The organism is Rhodoplanes tepidamans, assembly GCF_030813915.1.
GTDB lineage: Bacteria > Pseudomonadota > Alphaproteobacteria > Rhizobiales > Xanthobacteraceae > Rhodoplanes > Rhodoplanes tepidamans.
Map to the genome: position 1 here is coordinate 114,306 of NZ_JAUSUJ010000019.1, position 19,771 is coordinate 134,076.

General features: G+C 69.5%; 15 protein-coding genes. 14 read left to right on the plus strand and 1 reads right to left on the minus strand.

Annotated elements, in window-relative coordinates:
- The first annotated feature begins 5 nt into the window (after positions 1 to 5).
- From nuoI to J2S22_RS21485, 13 genes are all read left to right on the plus strand, one after another.
- Entirely contained in the window at positions 6 to 494 is a 489-nt protein-coding gene (gene nuoI, locus J2S22_RS21425; protein ID WP_272777336.1) for an NADH-quinone oxidoreductase subunit NuoI, read from the plus strand.
- A gap of 256 nt (positions 495 to 750) precedes the next feature.
- Positions 751 to 1,356: an NADH-quinone oxidoreductase subunit J gene (locus tag J2S22_RS21430; RefSeq protein ID WP_272777337.1), complete on the plus strand. Its 606-nt coding sequence runs from the start codon at positions 751 to 753 to the stop codon at positions 1,354 to 1,356.
- A gap of 13 nt (positions 1,357 to 1,369) precedes the next feature.
- The gene (gene nuoK / locus J2S22_RS21435; RefSeq protein ID WP_272777338.1) at positions 1,370 to 1,678 is read left to right on the plus strand and encodes an NADH-quinone oxidoreductase subunit NuoK; all 309 of its coding nucleotides are present in this window, start codon (positions 1,370 to 1,372) and stop codon (positions 1,676 to 1,678) included.
- A gap of 8 nt (positions 1,679 to 1,686) precedes the next feature.
- Positions 1,687 to 3,807 carry an NADH-quinone oxidoreductase subunit L gene (gene nuoL / locus J2S22_RS21440; protein WP_272777339.1) on the plus strand — a complete coding sequence of 707 codons (2,121 nt, stop codon included), beginning with the start codon at positions 1,687 to 1,689 and terminating at the stop codon, positions 3,805 to 3,807.
- Entirely contained in the window at positions 3,807 to 5,378 is a 1,572-nt protein-coding gene (locus J2S22_RS21445; RefSeq protein ID WP_272777340.1) for an NADH-quinone oxidoreductase subunit M, read from the plus strand. The genes nuoL and J2S22_RS21445 overlap by 1 nt, the downstream gene beginning before the upstream one ends.
- Before the next feature lie 16 nt (positions 5,379 to 5,394).
- Entirely contained in the window at positions 5,395 to 6,831 is a 1,437-nt protein-coding gene (gene nuoN / locus J2S22_RS21450) for an NADH-quinone oxidoreductase subunit NuoN (RefSeq protein WP_272777341.1), read from the plus strand.
- A gap of 229 nt (positions 6,832 to 7,060) precedes the next feature.
- Positions 7,061 to 7,879 (plus strand): biotin--[acetyl-CoA-carboxylase] ligase, encoded by an 819-nt coding sequence (locus tag J2S22_RS21455; RefSeq protein ID WP_272777342.1) that lies wholly within the window; start codon positions 7,061 to 7,063, stop codon positions 7,877 to 7,879.
- Positions 7,879 to 9,549: a ribonuclease J gene (locus J2S22_RS21460; RefSeq protein WP_272777352.1), complete on the plus strand. Its 1,671-nt coding sequence runs from the start codon at positions 7,879 to 7,881 to the stop codon at positions 9,547 to 9,549. The genes J2S22_RS21455 and J2S22_RS21460 overlap by 1 nt, the downstream gene beginning before the upstream one ends.
- 73 nt (positions 9,550 to 9,622) lie before the next feature.
- Complete coding sequence (gene mce / locus J2S22_RS21465; protein ID WP_272777343.1) at positions 9,623 to 10,027, plus strand: methylmalonyl-CoA epimerase; 405 nt, start codon at positions 9,623 to 9,625, stop codon at positions 10,025 to 10,027.
- 237 nt (positions 10,028 to 10,264) lie between these two features.
- The gene (locus tag J2S22_RS21470) at positions 10,265 to 10,540 is read left to right on the plus strand and encodes a DUF1467 family protein (RefSeq protein WP_272777344.1); all 276 of its coding nucleotides are present in this window, start codon (positions 10,265 to 10,267) and stop codon (positions 10,538 to 10,540) included.
- Between the two features lie 544 nt (positions 10,541 to 11,084).
- Positions 11,085 to 12,413 (plus strand): proline--tRNA ligase, encoded by a 1,329-nt coding sequence (proS, locus tag J2S22_RS21475; RefSeq protein WP_272777345.1) that lies wholly within the window; start codon positions 11,085 to 11,087, stop codon positions 12,411 to 12,413.
- A gap of 295 nt (positions 12,414 to 12,708) precedes the next feature.
- Positions 12,709 to 13,977 (plus strand): lipoprotein-releasing ABC transporter permease subunit, encoded by a 1,269-nt coding sequence (locus J2S22_RS21480; RefSeq protein WP_272780853.1) that lies wholly within the window; start codon positions 12,709 to 12,711, stop codon positions 13,975 to 13,977.
- An 11-nt stretch (positions 13,978 to 13,988) separates the two neighbouring features.
- A complete protein-coding gene (locus J2S22_RS21485; RefSeq protein ID WP_272780852.1) occupies positions 13,989 to 14,681 on the plus strand; it encodes an ABC transporter ATP-binding protein in 693 nt (230 codons plus the stop codon).
- Positions 14,682 to 15,031: 350 nt separating this feature from the next.
- Here the strand turns inward: J2S22_RS21485 and J2S22_RS21490 are convergent, their stop codons facing one another.
- Positions 15,032 to 15,277: a PilZ domain-containing protein gene (locus J2S22_RS21490; RefSeq protein ID WP_272780851.1), complete on the minus strand. Its 246-nt coding sequence runs from the start codon at positions 15,275 to 15,277 to the stop codon at positions 15,032 to 15,034.
- Positions 15,278 to 15,947: 670 nt separating this feature from the next.
- Between J2S22_RS21490 and dnaE the strand changes: the two genes are divergently transcribed.
- Complete coding sequence (dnaE, locus tag J2S22_RS21495) at positions 15,948 to 19,679, plus strand: DNA polymerase III subunit alpha (RefSeq protein ID WP_272780854.1); 3,732 nt, start codon at positions 15,948 to 15,950, stop codon at positions 19,677 to 19,679.
- The last annotated feature ends 92 nt before the right edge of the window (positions 19,680 to 19,771 follow it).

Below are 19,771 nucleotides of genomic sequence, written 5' to 3' on the forward strand. Positions count from 1 at the left end.
CCCCGATGAGACTCGACCTCGCCGCCAAGCAGCTCTTCCTGTGGGAGTTCGTGCAGGCCATCGGCCTGTCGATGCGCTACTTCTTCAAGCCGAAGCCGACCATAAACTATCCGTTCGAGAAGAATCCGCTGTCGCCGCGCTTCCGCGGCGAGCACGCGCTGCGCCGCTACCCGAACGGCGAGGAGCGCTGCATCGCCTGCAAGCTGTGCGAGGCGATCTGCCCGGCCCAGGCCATCACCATCGAGGCGGGCCCGCGCCGCAACGACGGCACGCGGCGCACCACCCGCTACGACATCGACATGGTGAAGTGCATCTACTGCGGCTACTGCCAGGAGGCGTGCCCGGTGGACGCCATCGTCGAGGGGCCGAACTTCGAGTTCGCCACCGAGACCCGCGAGGAGCTCTACTACGACAAGGCGCGCCTGCTCGCCAACGGCGACCGCTGGGAGCGGGAGATCGCCCAGAACATCGCGCTCGACGCGCCGTACCGGTGAGCGGGATGAACGCAGGCGGAACGATCGAGTTCGGAACCGGAGCCGCGACGGGCTTCTCCCCTTGGTTCCCTCCCCCCTCGTGGGGGAGGGACGCCGCCGCGAAGCGGCGACCGGAGAGGGGGCAGGCCGCTGGCTCGGTGCTCGTGGCCACCCCCCACCCCAACCCTCCCCCACGAGGGGGGAGGGAGCAGGCCGTGCTCGCGGCGAGCGAGTCGCCTCTTTCGATCGTCCCGTGCCCCACCACAAGGGCGACCCCATGATCCCCGCGCTGTTCTTCTATCTCTTCGCCGGCGTCTGCGTGGCCTCCGCCGTGATGGTGGTGGCGTCGCGCAACCCGGTGCATTCGGTGCTGTTCCTGATCCTGGCCTTCGTCAACGCGGCCGGCCTGTTCGTGCTGATGGGCGCCGAGTTCCTGGCCATGATCCTGGTGGTCGTCTATGTCGGCGCCGTCGCGGTGCTGTTCCTGTTCGTCGTCATGATGCTCGACGTCGACTTCCGGGAGCTCAGGCGCGGGGTCGGCAACTACCTGCCGATCGGCGCCCTGATCGGGGTCGTGCTGCTGGTCGAGCTGCTGCTGATCGCCGGCGCCTGGGCGATCGGCCCCGGCCTGCCGAAGACCACCGGCCTGCCGATCCCGACCGGCATCACCAACGCCGAGGCGCTCGGCCTCGTGCTCTACACGCGCTACGTCTACTTCTTCCAGGCGGCCGGCCTCGTGCTCCTGGTCGCCATGATCGGCGCCATCGTGCTGACGCTGCGCCACAAGCCCGGAGTCAAGCGGCAGTCGATCCCGGACCAGCTGCTGCGCCGGAAGGAAGCCATCATCGAGCTCCGGAACGTCCGGCCGGGGCAGGGGCTGTGAGGGGGACCGCCGCATGACCATCGGCCTCGGCCACTATCTCGCGGTCGCCGCGATCCTGTTCACGATCGGGATCTTCGGCATCTTCCTCAACCGCAGGAACGTCATCATCATCCTGATGTCGGTCGAGCTGATCCTGCTCGCCGTCAACATCAACATGGTGGCCTTCTCGACCCATCTGGGCGACCTGGTCGGGCAGGTGTTCGCGCTCCTGATCCTCACCGTGGCCGCCGCCGAGGCGGCCATCGGGCTCGCCATCCTGGTCGTGTTCTTCCGGAACCGCGGCTCGATCGCGGTCGAGGACATCAACCTCATGAAGGGCTGAGCGGCGCGATGTACCAGGCCATCGTCTTCCTGCCCCTGCTGGGCTTCCTGATCGCCGCCGCGATCGCCGTCGTCGGCGCCCGCTCGCTCCATCCGGGCGGCTACCCGTCGCCCGACGAGGACCACCACGCCGACCCGCACGGCCACGGCGCCCCGACGCCGCACGGCAGCCACGCCGCCGTCGCGGTGTCCCACGACGAGCATTCGCACGGCGCCCACGGCGCGCACGCGCACGACGACCACCACGCCGCCGAGCCGGCCGCGCCGGGCTCGCGCGCCGCCGAGGTGGTGACGACCGTCCTGCTGTTCGTCTCCATGGCGTTGTCGTGGATCGCCTTCGCCCGCGTCGGCTTCGGCGGGGCGGAGGTGCGCGAGGCGATCGCCCCGTGGATCCTGTCCGGCGACCTGAAGGTCGAGTGGGCGCTACGCGTCGACTCCCTCACCTCGGTCATGCTGGTGGTGGTCACCACCGTGTCGGCTCTCGTCCACCTCTACTCGATCGGCTACATGGCCGACGATCCGGACCGGCCGCGCTTCTTCGGCTACCTGTCGCTGTTCACCTTCGCCATGCTGATGCTGGTGACGGCCGACAACCTGGTGCAGCTGTTCTTCGGCTGGGAGGGCGTCGGCCTCGCCAGCTACCTGCTGATCGGCTTCTGGTACAAGAAGCCGTCCGCCTGCGCCGCCGCCATCAAGGCCTTCGTGGTCAACCGGGTCGGCGACTTCGGCTTCATGCTCGGCATCTTCGCCGTGTTCGTGATGACCCAGGCGGTCGACTTCGACACCGTCTTCGCCCAGGCCCCGTCGCTCGTCGGCAAGACGATCCACTTCCTGAGCTGGGACCTCGACGCGCTGACCGTCATCTGCCTGCTGCTGTTCATGGGCGCGATGGGCAAGTCGGCGCAGTTCCTGCTGCACACCTGGCTGCCGGACGCCATGGAGGGCCCGACGCCGGTGTCGGCCCTCATCCACGCCGCCACCATGGTGACGGCCGGCGTGTTCATGGTCGCCCGCCTGTCGCCGCTGTTCGAGCTGGCACCGGTGGCGCTCGCCGTCGTCACCTTCATCGGCGCCACCACGGCGCTGTTCGCGGCGACGATCGGCCTCGTGCAGAACGACATCAAGCGCATCGTCGCCTACTCGACCTGCTCGCAGCTCGGCTACATGTTCGTCGCGATGGGGGTGGGGGCCTACTCGGTCGGCATGTACCACCTGTTCACCCACGCCTTCTTCAAGGCGCTCCTGTTCCTCGGCTCGGGCTCGGTGATCGTCGCCATGCACCACGAGCAGGACATCCGGATGATGGGCGGGCTGCGCCGGAAGATCCCGTTCACCTACTTCATGATGCTGGTCGGCACCCTGGCCCTCACCGGCTTCCCGCTGACCGCCGGCTACTTCTCCAAGGACGCCATCATCGAGTCCGCCTTCGCGAGCGAGCACGCCGGCCACAACCCGATGGCGCTCTACGCCTTCGTGTGCACCGTGGCGGCGGCGGCGCTGACCTCGTTCTACTCCTGGCGCCTCGTCTTCAAGACCTTCCACGGCGAGCCGCACGACCGGCACCACTACGACAAGGCGCACGAGAGCCCGCTCGCCATGCTGATCCCGCTCGGCGTGCTGGCCGCCGGGTCGATCCTGGCCGGGCTGCCGTTCAAGAACGCCTTCGCGGGCGAGGGCGTGAAGGAGTTCTTCCGCAACTCGCTGGTGGTCGGCGACATCCTCGAGGAGATGCACCACGTGCCGGCGACCGTCGTGTATCTCCCGACCGTCATGATGGTCGGCGGCTTCCTGGTCGCCTGGCTGTTCTACATCAAGGCGCCGTCGATCCCGCGGGCGCTGGCCCGGGGGCTCAAGCCGATCTACCTGTTCCTGCTGAACAAGTGGTACTTCGACGAGCTCTACGACGCGATCTTCGTGCGCCCCGCGATGTGGCTCGGCCGGACCCTGTGGAAGCAGGGTGACGGCGCCGTCATCGACGGCCTCGGGCCCGACGGCATCTCGGCCCGGGTGATCGACGTCACCCGCAACGTCGTCCGGCTGCAGACCGGCTATCTCTACCACTACGCCTTCGCCATGCTGATCGGCGTCTCGGCGCTGGTGACGTGGTTCATGATCTGGGGAGCCCGGTGATGACGAGCTGGCCCGTCCTTTCCGTCACCACCTTCCTGCCGCTGCTCGGCGCGATCCTGATCATGCTGCTGCGCGCCGAGGACGACTCGGTGAAGCGCAACGCGCGCTGGATCGCGCTGTGGACCACGGTGATCACCTTCGCGGTGTCGCTCGTCATGGTCTGGCGCTTCGACCCGGGCTCGCCCGAGTTCCAGTTCGTCGAGAAGCAGCCCTGGCTCGCCGGCACGATCAGCTACCATGTCGGCGTCGACGGCATCTCGCTGCCCTTCGTGATCCTCACCACGGCCCTGATGCCGCTGTGCATCGTCGCCAGCTGGAAGCCGATCCAGCGCCGGGTGAAGGAGTACATGATCGCGTTCCTGGTGCTCGAGACCATGATGGTCGGCACCTTCGCGGCGCTCGACGTCGTCGTCTTCTACCTGTTCTTCGAGGGCGGCCTGATCCCGATGTTCCTGATCATCGGGGTGTGGGGCGGCCCGCGCCGGGTCTATGCGAGCTTCAAGTTCTTCCTCTACACGCTGCTCGGCTCGGTGCTGATGCTGCTCGCCATCATGGCGATGTACGGCAACGCCGGCACCACCGACATCCCGACCCTGCTGGAGCACGACTTCCCGCGCTCGCTGCAGACCTGGGCGTGGCTCGCCTTCTTCGCCTCGTTCGCGGTCAAGATGCCGATGTGGCCGGTGCACACCTGGCTGCCGGACGCCCATGTCGAGGCGCCGACCGCCGGCTCGGTGATCCTCGCCGCCATCCTGCTGAAGATGGGCGGCTACGGCTTCCTGCGCTTCTCCATCCCGATGTTCCCGGACGCCTCGGAGTTCTTCGCCCCGATGGTGTTCGTGCTCTCGGTGGTGGCGATCGTCTACACGTCGCTCGTCGCCCTCATGCAGGAGGACGTGAAGAAGCTGATCGCCTACTCGTCGGTCGCCCACATGGGCTTCGTCACGATGGGCATCTTCACCGGCAACACGCAGGGCGTCGCCGGCAGCGTCTTCCAGATGATCTCGCACGGCATCGTGTCGGGCGCGCTGTTCCTCTGCGTCGGCGTCATCTACGACCGCATGCACACCCGCGAGATCGCCGCCTATGGCGGCCTCGTCAACCGCATGCCGGTCTACGCGACGATCTTCATGATCTTCACGCTCGCCAATGTCGGCCTGCCGGGCACCTCGGGCTTCATCGGCGAGTTCCTCACCCTCATGGGGGCGTTCCGGGTCAACACCTGGGTGGCTTTCTTCGCCAGCTTCGGCATCATCCTGTCGGCCTGCTACGCGCTGTGGCTGTACCGAAAGGTGGTGTTCGGGGCGCTGGAGAAGCCGTCGCTGGCCGCCATCCGCGACGTCGAGCCGCGCGAGATCGCGATCTTCGCGCCGCTGATCGTCCTGACCATCTGGTTCGGCGTCTACCCGAAGCCGGTGATCGACATGTCGGCGGCCTCGGTGACGGCACTCGTGCAGAGCTACCAGGAGGCGATCAGGACCGCGGCCGCGCGCGACGGCGCCTCCGAAGCCGCCGCCGCCACCGCCGCCAAGATCGCCGCATCCAAGACCGCCGCCGCCCTCGGCCACTGACCGGCAAGGCATCCCGATGAACACTGTCGCCGAGCTTCCCGCCCTGTACCCGGCCCTGCCCGAGATCGTTCTCGCGGTCGGGGCCATGGTGCTGATCCTGATGGGCGCCTACCGGGGCAACCAGTCGACCGGCGCCGTCTCGGGCTTCGCCGTGATGCTGCTGATCGCGGCCGGCGTGCTGGTCGCGCTGATGCCGGCGGAGACCCAGACCACCTTCGGGGGCAGCTTCGTGCTCGACCCCTTCGCGCGGTTCTTCAAGGTCCTGGCGCTGATCGGGTCGGCCGTCGCCGTCGTCATGTCGAGCGAGTTCCTGTCCAGCCCGGACCGGCAGCGCTTCGAATATCCGGTGCTGATCGTGCTCTCGACCACCGGCATGCTGATGCTGATCTCGGCCGGCGACCTGATCGCGCTCTATCTCGGCCTCGAGCTGATGAGCCTGTCGCTCTACGTCGTCGCCGCCATCGACCGCGACCAGGTGAAGTCCACCGAGGCGGGCCTCAAGTACTTCGTGCTCGGCGCGCTGTCGTCCGGCATGCTGCTCTACGGCGCCTCGCTGGTCTACGGCTCGACCGGCAGCGTCACCTTCGCCGGCATCGCGCAGGGCGCCCAGGCGGGCGGGGTGGGGCTCACCTTCGGCCTCGTCTTCCTGCTCGCCGGCCTGTGCTTCAAGATCTCGGCGGTGCCGTTCCACATGTGGACGCCCGACGTCTACGAGGGCGCGCCGACCCCGATCACGGCGTTCTTCGCGGCCGCCCCCAAGGTCGCCGCCATGGCCGTGTTCGTGCGGGTCGCCACCACGGCCTTCCCCACCGTGGTGCCGCAGTGGCAGCAGATCGTGGTGTTCGTCTCGATCGCCTCGATGGCGCTCGGCTCGTTCGCGGCGATCGGCCAGACCAACATCAAGCGGCTGATGGCCTACTCGTCGATCGGCCACATGGGCTTCGCGCTGATCGGGCTGGCCGCCGGCACGGCCGAGGGCGTGCAGGGCGTGATGATCTACATGGCCATCTACGTCGCCATGACGCTCGGCACCTTCGCCTGCATCATCGCCATGAAGCGGGAGGAGGGGCCGGTCGAGAACATCTCCGATCTGGCCGGCCTGGCGCGGACCAAGCCGGGCGTCGCCTTCCTGCTCGGCATGATGATGTTCTCGCTCGCCGGCATCCCGCCGCTCGCCGGCTTCTTCGCCAAGTTCTACGTGTTCCTGGCCGCCGTGAACGCCGGGCTCTACGCCCTCGCCGTGATCGGCGTCGTCACCAGCGTGGTGGGGGCCTACTACTATCTCGCCATCGTCAAGGTGATGTATTTCGACGAGCCCGCTCCCGCCTTCTCGCCGATGCGCGGCGAGCTCGGCGTGGTGCTCGCCGTGACGGGACTGTTCGTGCTCCTGTTCTTCGTCTGGCCGGCCCCCCTGGTCGACGCCGCCGGAGCCGCCGCGAAGTCGCTGTTCTGACGTTGGACGGCGAGCGGACGGTCTCGACGGTCACGGGGTGGGGCTCACCCCCCTCCCTGACCCTCCCCCACAAGGGGGGAGGGAACGCAATAGCCGCGGCCTTGTCTCCTTGGACTCCGTATGAGCTAAGCTTTGCACAGGGCTGCGTCTCGCCGCAGCCTGCTCCCTCCCCCCTTGTGGGGGAGGGTCGGGGAGGGGGGTGGCCCCGGGCGACAGAGTCTCGATCCCCATGACCTCATACGCCGTCGGCGAAAATGCTCCGACCCTCGACCCCGCCGCCGTGGCGGCGGGCGTGTCGCTCGTCGCCTTCGACACGCTCGACTCCACCAACGCCGAAGCGCTTCGCCGCGCCCGCGAGGGCGAGGCCGGGCCGCTGTGGATCACGGCGGCGCGGCAGACCGCCGGGCGCGGCCGGCGCGGCCGGGCCTGGACGTCGGCGCCCGGCAACCTGTTCGCGAGCCTCCTCCTGTCGGATCCGGCGCCGATCCCGGAGGCGTCGCAGATCTCCTTCGTGGCGGCGCTCGCCGTGCACGACGCCGTCCGCGCCGTCGCCCCCGCGCTGGCCGGGCGGCTGACGCTCAAATGGCCCAACGACCTGCTGTGCAGCGGCAAGAAGCTCGCCGGTATCCTGGTCGAGGGCGAGACGCGCCGGACCCTCGCCGTGGTGGTCGGGATCGGGATCAACTGCCTCCACCACCCGGACGAGGCGCTCTATCCCACCACCGACCTCGCCGCCGAGGGGGAGCCGGCCAGCGCCGCCGCCGTGTTCACGGCGCTCGCCGCCGCCATGCAGGCGCGGCTCGCCGAGTGGGACCGCAGCCGCGGCTTCCCGTCGATCCGGGCCGCCTGGCTGGCCCGCGGGCCGGCGCCCGGGACGCCGCTGAGGGTGCGATTCGAGGGCACCGAGACGGCCGGGGCCTTCGAATCCATCGACGACCACGGGAATCTGCTAATCAGCGGGGACGAGGGTGTCCACAAGATCGCCGCCGGCGACGTGTTTCCGCTGGCCCAGCCGGACGCGCTCTCCTCGAACCGAAGACGCCCATGATCCAGAAAGCCGACGACCTCGTCTTCGCTCCGCTCGGCGGGGTCGGCGAGATCGGCATGAACCTCTCCGTCTACGGCTACGGCAGCGGCCGCAAGAAATCCTGGATCGCCGTGGACTTCGGTGTCTCCTTCGGGGGCGGCGAGGACCTGCCGGGCGTCGACCTGGTGATGCCCGACATCCGCTTCCTCCTGGAGGAGCGCAAGAACCTCCTCGGCCTCATCCTCACCCACGGCCACGAGGACCATTTCGGCGCCATCATCGACCTGTGGCCGCGCCTCAAGGTGCCGATCTACGCCACCCCGTTCACGGCGGCGCTGTTCGAGGCGAAGCGCGAGGCGGAGCCCGGCGCCTCCGAGATCCCGGTCAACGTGGTGCCGGTCGGCGGCACCCTGAAGCTCGGGCCGTTCGTGATCGAGCTGTGCTCGATGTCGCACTCGATCCCCGAGTCGAACGCCCTGATCATCGGCACGCCGCTCGGCAAGGTGCTGCACACCGGCGACTGGAAGCTCGATCCGACCCCGGTGGTCGGGCCGGCGACCGACGAGGCGCGGCTGCGCCGGCTCGGCCACGAGGGCTGCCTGGCCCTGGTCGGCGATTCGACCAATGCGGTGCGGGACGGCCGCTCGCCCTCCGAGACCGAGGTCGGCGAGACGCTCGCCCGGCTGATCGCGCAGGCGCCCCAGCGGGTCGCCATCACCACCTTCGCGTCGCACGTCGCCCGCATCCGCTCGATCGCGCTCGCCGCCAAGGCCTGCGAGCGCGAGGTCGTGCTGGTCGGCCGCGCCATGGAGCGCGTCGTCCAGGTGGCGCGCGAGACCGGCCATCTCGACGGCGTGCCCGAGTTTCGCTCCGCCTCGACCTACGGCTACCTGCCGCGCGACAAGGTGGTGGCGCTGTGCACGGGCAGCCAGGGCGAGCCGCGCGCCGCGCTCGCCCGGATCGCCGCCGACGCCCATCCGGACATCGGGCTGGCCAAGGGCGACCGGGTGATCTTCTCGTCGCGCACCATCCCGGGCAACGAGAAGGCCGTGAACCGGATCATCAACGGCCTGGTCGCCCAGGGCGTCGAGGTGATCACCGAGCGCGATCATCTGGTCCATGTCTCGGGCCATCCCCGGCGCGACGAGCTGAAGGAGCTGTTCGGCTGGGTGAAGCCGAGCGTGATGATCCCGGTGCATGGCGAGCCGCTGCACCTCGCCGAGCACGCCAGGCTCGCCCGCTCGCTCGGCGTTCCCGAGGTGGTGGGCTGCCGCAACGGCGACCTGGTGCGCATCGCCCCGGGCCCGGCCGGCATCGTCGACGAGGTGCCGCAGGGCCGGCTCTACAAGGACGGCCACCTGATCGTCGAGGCCGAGGCCCGCACCGTGCCGGACCGCCGGCGGCTCGCCTTCGTCGGGGTCGTCTCGGTCGCCGTGGCGCTCGACGAGACCGGTGTCATCGCCTCCGATCCGGAGGTCGCCCTGATCGGCATCCCGGAGACCGACGGGCGCGGCCGCAGCTTCGCCGAGCAGGTGCTGGCGACCGTCGCCGAGACGGTCGAGCACCTCCCGCGGGCGCGGCGGCGCGATCCCGACACCGTGGCGGAGGCCGTCCGGCGTGCCGTGCGGGGCGGCATTGCGGCGTCCTGGGGCAAGAAGCCCCTCTGCCTCGTACACGTACTGACAGTATGATGGGCCCCGATGGGGCATATAGGGGCCCGACGACGGCGCGGGTGGTCCGCGACGCGAGCCAGAGGGGACCGTCATGATCGGACGTCTCAACCATGTCGCGATCGCCGTGGGCGATCTGGACAAGGCCGTGAAGCTCTATCGCGAGACGATGGGAGCGAAGGTGTCGGAGCCGCTGCCGCAGCCGGCGCACGGCGTCACCGTGGTGTTCATCGAGCTGCCCAACACCAAGGTCGAGCTCCTGCATCCGCTCGGCGAGAACTCGCCGATCGCCAAGTTCCTGGAGAAGAGCCCGGACGGCGGCATCCACCACATCTGCTACGAGGTCGACGACATCCTCGCCGCCCGCGACAAGCTGAAGGCCGGCGGCGCCCGCGTGCTCGGCGACGGAAACCCGAAGATCGGCGCCCACGGCAAGCCGGTGCTGTTCCTCCACCCGAAGGACTTCAACGGCACGCTCGTCGAGCTCGAGCAGGCCTGAGGGCAGGGGGGGCGCACTGTCCTTCTCACCCTCTTCCCTCGTGGGAGAGGGTGCCGAGCGAAGCGAGGCGGGTGAGGGGGCGTGCCACGGGCTCGGAGTCTGCGGCCCGCCCCCTCACCCGGCTCGGACCTTCGGTCCGAGCCACCCTCTCCCGCGAGGGGAGAGGGTGGCTTCGTGCCGTGCACGACCGCCTCGCGTTTCGATCCGATCTCGCGCTCACAACGGGCACTCACCCCCATGCCCTGGACGACCTTCGCGGCCATCTATTTCGTCACCTGGTGGATCGTGCTGTTCGCGATCCTGCCGTTCGGCGTCCGCTCGCAGCACGAGACGGGCGACATCGCGCCGGGCACCGATCCGGGCGCGCCGTCGGCGCCGGCCCTGCTCGTCAAGGCGGGGTGGACGACGCTCGTCACCACCGTGCTGGTCGGCGCCTTCTGGTGGACCGTGCAGAGCGGCCTGATCGACATGGAGCGCTTCGCGACGCTCTGGGGGCTGTTCCCACGGCGGTGACCATCCCCTCATGGTGAGGAGGCCGCGTAGCGGCCGTCTCGAACCATGAGGCCACTGGCGCTCCGGACGCCTCCGGGCCGCGTCCTTCGAGACGCGCCTTCGGCGCTCCTCGGGACGAGGTCGACGGTTGGAGGTCGCCGCGGGCGCGATGCTCGCGACGCCGCCGACGCCCCCGCAGGCAAAAAAAAAGCAGGACGGTGGTCCTGCCTGTACGCCGAGTTTTTTGCCATTTCCCCGCTATATTGTTCTCGGGGCGGCTGCGATCGAGCGCGCCGTTTGGCTCTTCCTCCCACAGACCTGGACCGCGCTCCTGACGCAACAAAGTTTCATTCCCGGACGCCAGGAGCGACCTTCGTTTCATAGCTAAAGGATTCTTGCTTGTCATCCCAGTTGTCTCGCGCTGCAGCATCATTCGTGGTTGTCTTGGTAAACGATCCCGCGAGCCCGCCGAGCATCTCGCGCGGCATCGCGGCCGGTCGTGGATCGCCCTTGTAATTTCGACGCTAATCCGGTTTCTCTGCACCATTCCTCGAGGAGTTTCGACATGCGTCTGTCCCGGTTTTTCCTGCCGATTCTGCGTGAGACGCCGAAAGAGGCGGAGATCGTGTCGCACCGGCTGCTCCTGCGCGCCGGCATGATCCGGCAGGAGTCGGCGGGCATCTACGCGTTCCTGCCGCTGGGGCTGCGCGTCCTGAACAAGGTCTGCCGAATCATCCGCGAGGAGCAGGACCGCTCCGGCGCGATCGAGCTCTTGATGCCGACCATCCAGTCGGCCGAGCTGTGGCGGGAGAGCGGGCGCTACGACGCCTACGGCAAGGAGATGCTGCGCATCAAGGACCGGCACGAGCGCGAGATGCTCTACGGTCCGACCAACGAGGAGATGGTCACCGAGATCTTCCGGGCCTATGTCCGCTCGTACAAGGATCTGCCGCTCAACCTGTATCACCTGCAGTGGAAGTTCCGCGACGAGGTGCGGCCGCGATTCGGCCTGATGCGCGGGCGCGAGTTCCTGATGAAGGACGCCTACTCGTTCGATCTCGACTACGCCGGCGCCAAGCACGCCTACAACAAGATGTTCGTGGCGTATCTGCGCACCTTCGCGCGGCTCGGCCTGCGCTCGATCCCGATGGTCGCCGACACCGGGCCGATCGGCGGCAATCTCAGCCACGAGTTCATCATCCTGGCCCAGACCGGCGAGAGCGAGGTGTTCTGCCACCGCGATTACCTCGACGTCCCGGTGCCGGACGCGGGCGTCGACTTCGACGACGTCGCCGGCGTGCAGGGCATCGTCGACAAGTGGACGTCGCTCTACGCCGCCACGTCGGAGAAGCACGACGCGGCCGCCTTCGCGGCGATCCCGGAGGCCGACCGGGTGTCGGCGCGCGGCATCGAGGTCGGCCACATCTTCTACTTCGGCACCAAGTACTCGGCCCCGATGAAGGCCGTGGTGGCGCATCCGGACGGCAGCGAGCAGCCGGTCCACATGGGCTCCTACGGCATCGGCCCGAGCCGCCTGGTCGCGGCGCTGATCGAGGCGTCGCACGACGATGCCGGCATCGTGTGGCCGGAGCCGGTGGCGCCGTTCCGGGTCGGCATCGCCAATCTGAAGCAGGGGGATGCCGCGACCGACGCGGCCGCCGGCGAGCTCTGGCAGGCCCTGCAGGCGCGCGGCGTCGAGGTGCTGTATCACGACCTCGACGAGCGCCCCGGCTCCAAGTTCGCCACCCTGGATCTCATCGGCGTGCCCTGGCAGATCCTGGTCGGCCCCAAGGGCCTCAAGGAGGGCAAGGTCGAGCTCAAGCGCCGCTCCGGCGGCGACCGCGAGCTCCTCTCACCCGCCGACGTGCTGGAGCGGCTGGCGCCGCAGGGGTGAGGCTCGGTCATTCCGGGGCGCGGGTCGAAGACCCGCGAACCCGGAATCCAGCCGCGAATGCAGCGCTCGGGGCTGGATTCCGGGTTCGCCGCGGAGCCTGTGCTCGGGCGGCGCGAAGCGCCGACCCGAGTGCGCCGCCCCGGAATGACGACCGAGCGAGACCCCGGCCCGATTCCGCCCGATTTGAATGAAATCGCTCTGCCCGATCAAACCTGCGGGTAACGCCCGCCGTGACGCCACGGCGGCCTCGCGAATCCGGCAGAATCGGGTGTAATCCCGCGTGGAAAGGATCGCCATGACCGACTCCGCCGGGACCCGGCCCTTCGCGCCCTTCGAATGGATGCTGTCGCTCCGCTATCTGCGGGCCCGGCGCAAGGAGGGATTCATCTCGGTGATCGCCGGGTTCTCGTTCCTCGGCATCATGCTCGGCGTCGCCACGCTGATCATCGTGATGGCGGTGATGAACGGGTTCCGCACCGAGCTGCTGGACAAGATTCTCGGGCTCAACGGTCACCTGCTGATCCAGCCGCTCGAGTCGCCGCTCACCGACTTCGAGCCGGTGGCCGAGCGGATCGCCGCGGTGCCGGGCGTGCGGCTCGCCGCGCCGATCGTCGAGGGCCAGGCGCTCGCCTCGTCGCCCTTCGCGGCCAACGGCGTGCTGGTGCGCGGCATGCGGGCCGGCGACCTCGACAAGCTCGCCTCGATCTCCCGGAACATCAAGAAGGGCACGCTGGAGGGCTTCGACCAGGGGCAGGGGATCGCCATCGGCAAGCGGCTGGCCGACCAGCTGTCGCTGCAGGTCGGCGACAATCTCACCCTCGTCGCGCCGCGCGGCGCGGTGACGCCGATGGGCACCACCCCGCGCATAAAGCCCTACAAGGTGGCGGCGATCTTCGAGATCGGCATGTCCGAGTACGACGCGGCCTTCGTGTTCATGCCGCTGCCGGAGGCGCAGGCCTATTTCAACCGCGCCAACGACGTCACCGCGATCGAGGTCTACACCAACGATCCCGACGCGATCGACCGCTACCGCAAGCTGGTCGCCGAGGCGGCGCAGCGGCCCATCTACATGATCGACTGGCGGCAGCGGAACTCGACCTTCTTCAACGCCCTGCAGGTCGAGCGCAACGTCATGTTCCTGATCCTCACGCTGATCGTGCTGGTGGCGGCGCTCAACATCGTGTCCGGGCTGATCATGCTGGTGAAGGACAAGTCGTCCGACATCGCCATCATGCGCACCATGGGGGCGACCCAGGGCGCCATCATGCGGGTGTTCCTGATCACCGGCGCCTCGATCGGCGTGGTCGGCACCATCACGGGATTCGTGGTCGGCACGCTGGTGTGCGTGAACATCGATTCGATCCGCCAGTTCCTGTCCTGGGTGACGCGCACCGACCTGTTCCCGCGCGAGCTCTATTTCCTGTCGCGGCTGCCGGCCGAGATGGACGTGTCGGAGACCGGCGCCGTGGTCATGATGGCGCTCGGCCTGTCGCTGCTGGCGACCCTCTATCCGTCATGGCGGGCGGCCCGTCTCGACCCCGTCGAGACGCTCCGGTACGAGTAGGCGAGCACCCGATGGCCGCGACCGAAAGTCCCGTCGTCTTCCTGCACCAGGTCGAGCGACAATACCGGCAGGGCGACGTCGTGCTCGACGTCCTCAAGGGGGCCGAGCTCGCCGTGTGGTCGGGCCAGATGGTGGCGCTGATCGCGCCGTCGGGCGCCGGCAAGTCGACGCTGCTGCACATCGCCGGGCTGCTCGAGCACCAGGACGCCGGCGAGGTCTACATCGACGACGTGCCGACCTCCGGCCTCGGTGATACCGAGCGCACCCGCATCCGCCGCAACGACGTCGGCTTCGTCTACCAGGCGCACCACCTGCTCGGCGAGTTCACGGCGGTCGAGAACGTGATGCTGCCGCAGATGATCCGCGGCCTGCCGAAGCGCCAGGCCTACGAGCGCGCCGCCGAGCTCCTGTCCTATCTGGGCCTCAAGGAGCGGCTGCCGCACCGGCCGGCCGAGCTGTCGGGCGGCGAGCAGCAGCGCGTCGCCATCGCCCGCGCGGTTGCCAACGCGCCGCGCCTCCTGCTCGCCGACGAGCCGACCGGCAATCTCGATCCCAAGACCTCGGAGCACGTGTTCCGGGCGCTGACCCAGCTGGTCCGCGCCTCGCGGCTGGCCGCCGTGATCGCCACCCACAATCTCGACATCGCCGCCCGCATGGACCGCCGCGTCACCCTGAAAGACGGCAAGGTGATCGAGCTGGCGTGATACCGCATTCGGCTGATCAGTTCGGCGGTCATTCCGGGGCGGCGCGCAGCGCCGAACCCGGAATCCAGCCGAGAACTCCGAGATTGTCGCTGGATTCCGGGTTCGCGGCTTCGCCGCGCCCCGGAATGACCGCGAACGGATCACCCGGTAGCAGTACGAGAAGGGGCGAATAGCGAATAGCGGGAAGGGGAAGGGGCCGCGGGGTGCCGCGGCCCGACCCCGGACCCGCTTCTCCATTCGCCATTCCCCGTTCGCCATTCGCTACCCGCCCGCCCGCCCGAACGGACCGCGAACACCCGCTTGATCCCGATCAAATAATTGGAGCGGCTGCCGAATCGGCCGCGGGACTGTCAACCGAAGCTGACGCCCAGGCGGCTCTCGGTGCGCCAGACCACCCGGCAGGGGTGGCGCAGGCCGCCCTCCATCACGAGATCGAACTCGCGCGGAATCCCGAACGTGCCGGAGTGGACCTGCAGGCAGGCCCCGGCATCGGAGATGTTGCGCACGGCGCATTCGATTTTCGGCGCCTTCTCGCTCACCGCGATCCGGCCCGTCTTCAGCACCCGCGCCCGCCCCACCCTGCGGCGCTCGTCCATCCTGCGCCTCCTCGCGCTGTACGGTTAACCCCCCGCTTTCACCGCACCATGCCGGTTTCGGTTTTCCGATCGATTAATTCGATCGTGGAAAAGCCGCTCTTTGTTAAACGTTTCGGAGCAGTCCGGCGGTACCATCGCGGCCACGTCGAGCGTGGTTGACATCGGAACGTAGTAGGAACTAATGTTCTCGTCCTGTTCCTTTCCGGTTTCGAAGGAGACGATCATGCGCGCCGCGGCCAGCGACCTGATGCGAGCCCTGACCTCGGCGACCCTGCTGGTCGGAACCCTGGTGGTGTGGGCGAAGCTGTTCGCCGTGATCTGACGCGATGCGGGCGGGCGGCCGGCCGGCATCGGGGCGGAGCCTGTCGTCGGACCAGTCGAACCCGGACCCGGGGGCGCCGCGCCAGGGATGATTGGATTGCGCAAAGCCGTCTCCTGTGGGTGACGACGGCGAGAGAGCCGAGGCCCGGTAGACAGGGGCCCGCGCGGTTCGCGATTGTGGGGGGGAGGGCCCGGCCGGCGAGTCGGGCCGTGAGCGCGGCCGCAATGTGGCCGGCCGACCCCTGTGAGTACCGCCGTGACCGTACCGACCCAGACCCCGCCGCTCCCGGCCGCCGGGACGCCGACCGCGGCCTCTCCGGCTCCCGACGCCGGCCCCGCGCTGCCGCCGCTGGCCAAGGATCCGGGCTTCGTCCATCTGCACGTCCACTCGGCCTTCTCGCTGCTCGAGGGAGCGCTGCCGATCGCCAGGCTGGCGGCGCTGGCCAAGGCCGACCGGCAGCCGGCGCTGGCCCTCACCGACACCGACAACCTGTTCGGCGGGCTCGAATTCTCCGAGAAGCTCTCGGGCTACGGCATCCAGCCGATCGCCGGCATCTCGCTCGCCGTCGACTTCGGCGACCAGGAGCAGCCCGGCGGCGCCGGCGCCGGCCGCGGCGGCCCGCACGGCCGGGCGCTGCCCCGCCTCGTCCTGCTGGCGGCCCGCGAGGCGGGCTACGGCAACCTGATCAAGCTCAACTCCCGCGCCTTCCTGGAGACCCCGTCGACCGAGGCGCCGCACATCGCCCTCGACTGGCTCGACGGCCACAGCGACGGCCTGATCTGCCTGACCGGCGGCCCGGACGGTCCGCTCGACAAGGCGATCGCGGCCGGGCAGGGGCCGCAGGCGGCGGCCCGGCTCGCCGCACTGGAAAAGCTGTTCGGCGACCGCCTCTATGTCGAGCTGCAGCGCCACGGCACCGCGGTCGAGCGCCTGGTCGAGCCGGCCCTGGTCGATCTCGCCTATGCGCGCGGCCTGCCGCTGGTCGCGACCAACCAGCCCTTCTTCGCCACCGCCGAGGACTACGAGGCGCACGACGCGCTGCTCGCCATCGCCGAGGGCCGCCTGCTCGCCGAGGAGGACCGCCGCCACCTCACCCCGGAGCACCGCTTCAAGACCCGGGCCGAGATGGCGACGCTGTTCGCCGACCTGCCCGAGGCGCTCGCCGCGACGGTCGAGATCGCCCAGCGCTGCGCCTATCGCCCGCGCACCCGCAAGCCGATCCTGCCGCATTACGGCACCGAGACGGGCGAGTCTCTGGACGAGGAGGCGACGGTGCGGGCGCGCGCCGCCGAAGGCCTGGAGGCCCGGCTGAAGGCGCACGGCGTCGCTCCCGGCCACACCGAGGAGGAGTATCGCGAGCGCCTCGCCTTCGAGCTCGGCGTCATCGCCCGCATGGGCTTTCCCGGCTACTTCCTGATCGTGTCGGACTTCATCCAGTGGGCGAAGCGGCACGGCATCCCGGTCGGCCCGGGCCGCGGCTCGGGCGCCGGCTCGGTGGTCGCCTGGGCGCTCACCATCACGGATCTCGACCCGATCCGCTTCGGCCTGCTGTTCGAGCGCTTCCTCAACCCGGAGCGCGTGTCGATGCCGGACTTCGACATCGACTTCTGCCAGGACCGCCGCGGCGAGGTGATCGACTACGTCCAGAAGCGCTACGGCCGCGACCACGTCGCCCAGATCATCACGTTCGGCACGCTGCAGGCGCGCGGCGTGCTGCGCGACGTCGGGCGCGTGCTGGAGATGCCCTACGGCCAGGTCGACAAGCTGTGCAAGCTCGTCCCGCAGAACCCGGCCAAGCCCGTCACCCTGAAGGAGGCGATCGAGGGCGAGCCCAAGCTGCAGGCGGCCCGCGACACCGAGCCCGTGGTGGCGCGCGCCTTCGCCATCGCCCAGAAGCTCGAGGGGCTCAACCGCCACGCCTCGACGCACGCCGCCGGCATCGTGATCGGCGACCGCGACCTCTCCGCGCTGGTGCCGCTCTATCGCGACCCCAAGTCCGACATGCCGGTCACCCAGTTCAACATGAAGTGGGTGGAGCAGGCCGGCCTCGTGAAGTTCGACTTCCTCGGCCTGAAGACCCTCACGACCCTCGACACCGCCGTGAAGCTGCTGGCCCGGCGCGGGATCCGGATCGACCTCGCCCACATTCCGCTCGACGACAAGAAGACCTACGACATGCTGACCCGCGGCGAGACGGTCGGCGTGTTCCAGGTGGAAAGCCAGGGCATGCGCCGCGCCCTGGTCGACATGCGGCCCGACCGGCTGGAGGATCTGGTCGCCCTCGTCGCCCTCTACCGGCCGGGCCCGATGGCCAACATCCCGACCTACTGCGCCCGCAAGCACGGGCACGAGCGGCCCGACTACATCCATCCCAAGCTGGAGCCGATCCTGCGCGAGACCTTCGGGGTCATCATCTACCAGGAGCAGGTGATGCAGATCGCGCAGGTGCTGGCCGGCTACTCGCTCGGCGAGGCCGACCTCCTGCGCCGCGCCATGGGCAAGAAGATCCGCTCCGAGATGGAGAAGCAGAGCGCCCTGTTCGTGAAGGGCGCGACCGAGCGCGGCGTCGACAAGGCGCAGGCCGAGACGATCTTCGAGCTGCTCGCCAAGTTCGCCGACTACGGCTTCAACAAGAGCCACGCGGCCGCCTACGCGCTCGTCTCCTACCAGACCGCCTATCTCAAGGCGAACTATCCGGTCGAGTTCCTGGCCGCGTCGATGACGCTCGACATGGGCAACACCGACAAGCTCTCCGACTTCCGCTCGGAGGCCGAGCGGCTCGGCATCAAGGTGGCGCCGCCCAGCGTGAACCGCTCCGGCGTCGACTTCGACGTCGACGGCAACACGATCTTCTACGCGCTCGCCGCCATCAAGGGCATCGGCCGTCAGGCCGTCGAGGCGATCGTCGCCGGGCGCGACGGCCGGCCGTTCCGCGACCTCGCCGACTTCGCCCGCCGCATCGACCCGCGCCAGGTCAACAAGCGCGTGCTGGAGAGCCTCGCCGCCGCCGGTGCCTTCGACTGCATCGAGCCGGACCGCGCCCGCGCCTTCGCGGCGGTCGAATCCGTGCTCGCCACGGCGCAGCGCACCCACGAGGCGGCGGCGATCGGCCAGAACGACTTCTTCGGCGGCGCCTCGGCCCCGGAGCCGCTGCGCATCCCGCCCTACGAGCACTGGCTGCCGGCCGAGAAGCTGCAGCGCGAGTACGACGCCGTCGGCTTCTTCCTCACCGGCCATCCGCTCGACGACTACGCCCACCTGCTGAAGCGCCTGCGCCTGCAGAGCTGGGCCGAGTTCTGCCGCAGCGTGAAGGCGGGCGCGACGGCCGGGCGGCTCGGCGCCACCGTGGTGTCGCGCACCGAGCGCCGCACCAAGACCGGCAACAAGATGGGCATCATCGGCCTCTCCGACCCGTCCGGGCACTACGAGGCGATCCTGTTCACCGAGGCGCTGGCGCAGTACCGCGACCTCTTGGAGCCCGGCAAGGCCGTGCTCCTGTTCATCGCCGCCAATGCCGAGGGCGAGGAGGTGCGGGCCCGCATCCAGACCGTCGAGCCGCTCGACGAGGCCGCCGCCAAGCTGCAGGGCGGCCTGCGCATCTTCCTGCGCGACGAGGCCCCGCTGGAGGCCGTGGCCAAGCGCCTGGAGCCCTCCGGCGGCCAGGGCCGCGGGGCCGGGGGCTTTTCGGGGAACGGCGGCGGCGGCTACGGCACCCGCGGCAACTATCAGCCCGGCGCCGGCACCGGCCGCCCGGGCGGCCCGGGATCCCCGTCAGGCCCGGGATCCGCGGGCGCGGCCCAGACCTCCCCGTTCCCCGGCGAAAGCCGGGGCCCAGGGGCCCCGCCCTCCGGCGCCTCCGGCCCGCCCGGCGCAGCGCCGTCGCGCGGCGGCCGTCCCGGCGGCGCCCCGCCCGCGCCGCCCGCCGCGCGCGACACCCGCGCCGACGGCGACGTCTCGATCGTCCTCCTGCTGCCCGAGGCCGAGATCGAGGTGAAGCTCAAGGGCCGCTACAAGGTCTCCCCCCAGATCGCCGGCGCCATCAAGGCGGTGCCAGGGGTGGTCGAGGTGCAGGCGGTGTGAGAGCCCGTTTGGAAACTGAGGTGGCGGGGCGGTCGATGCCGTGATTCAAGCTGTCCATGTGGACAGCAGCGAATCGGGGCCGGATGGCCGAC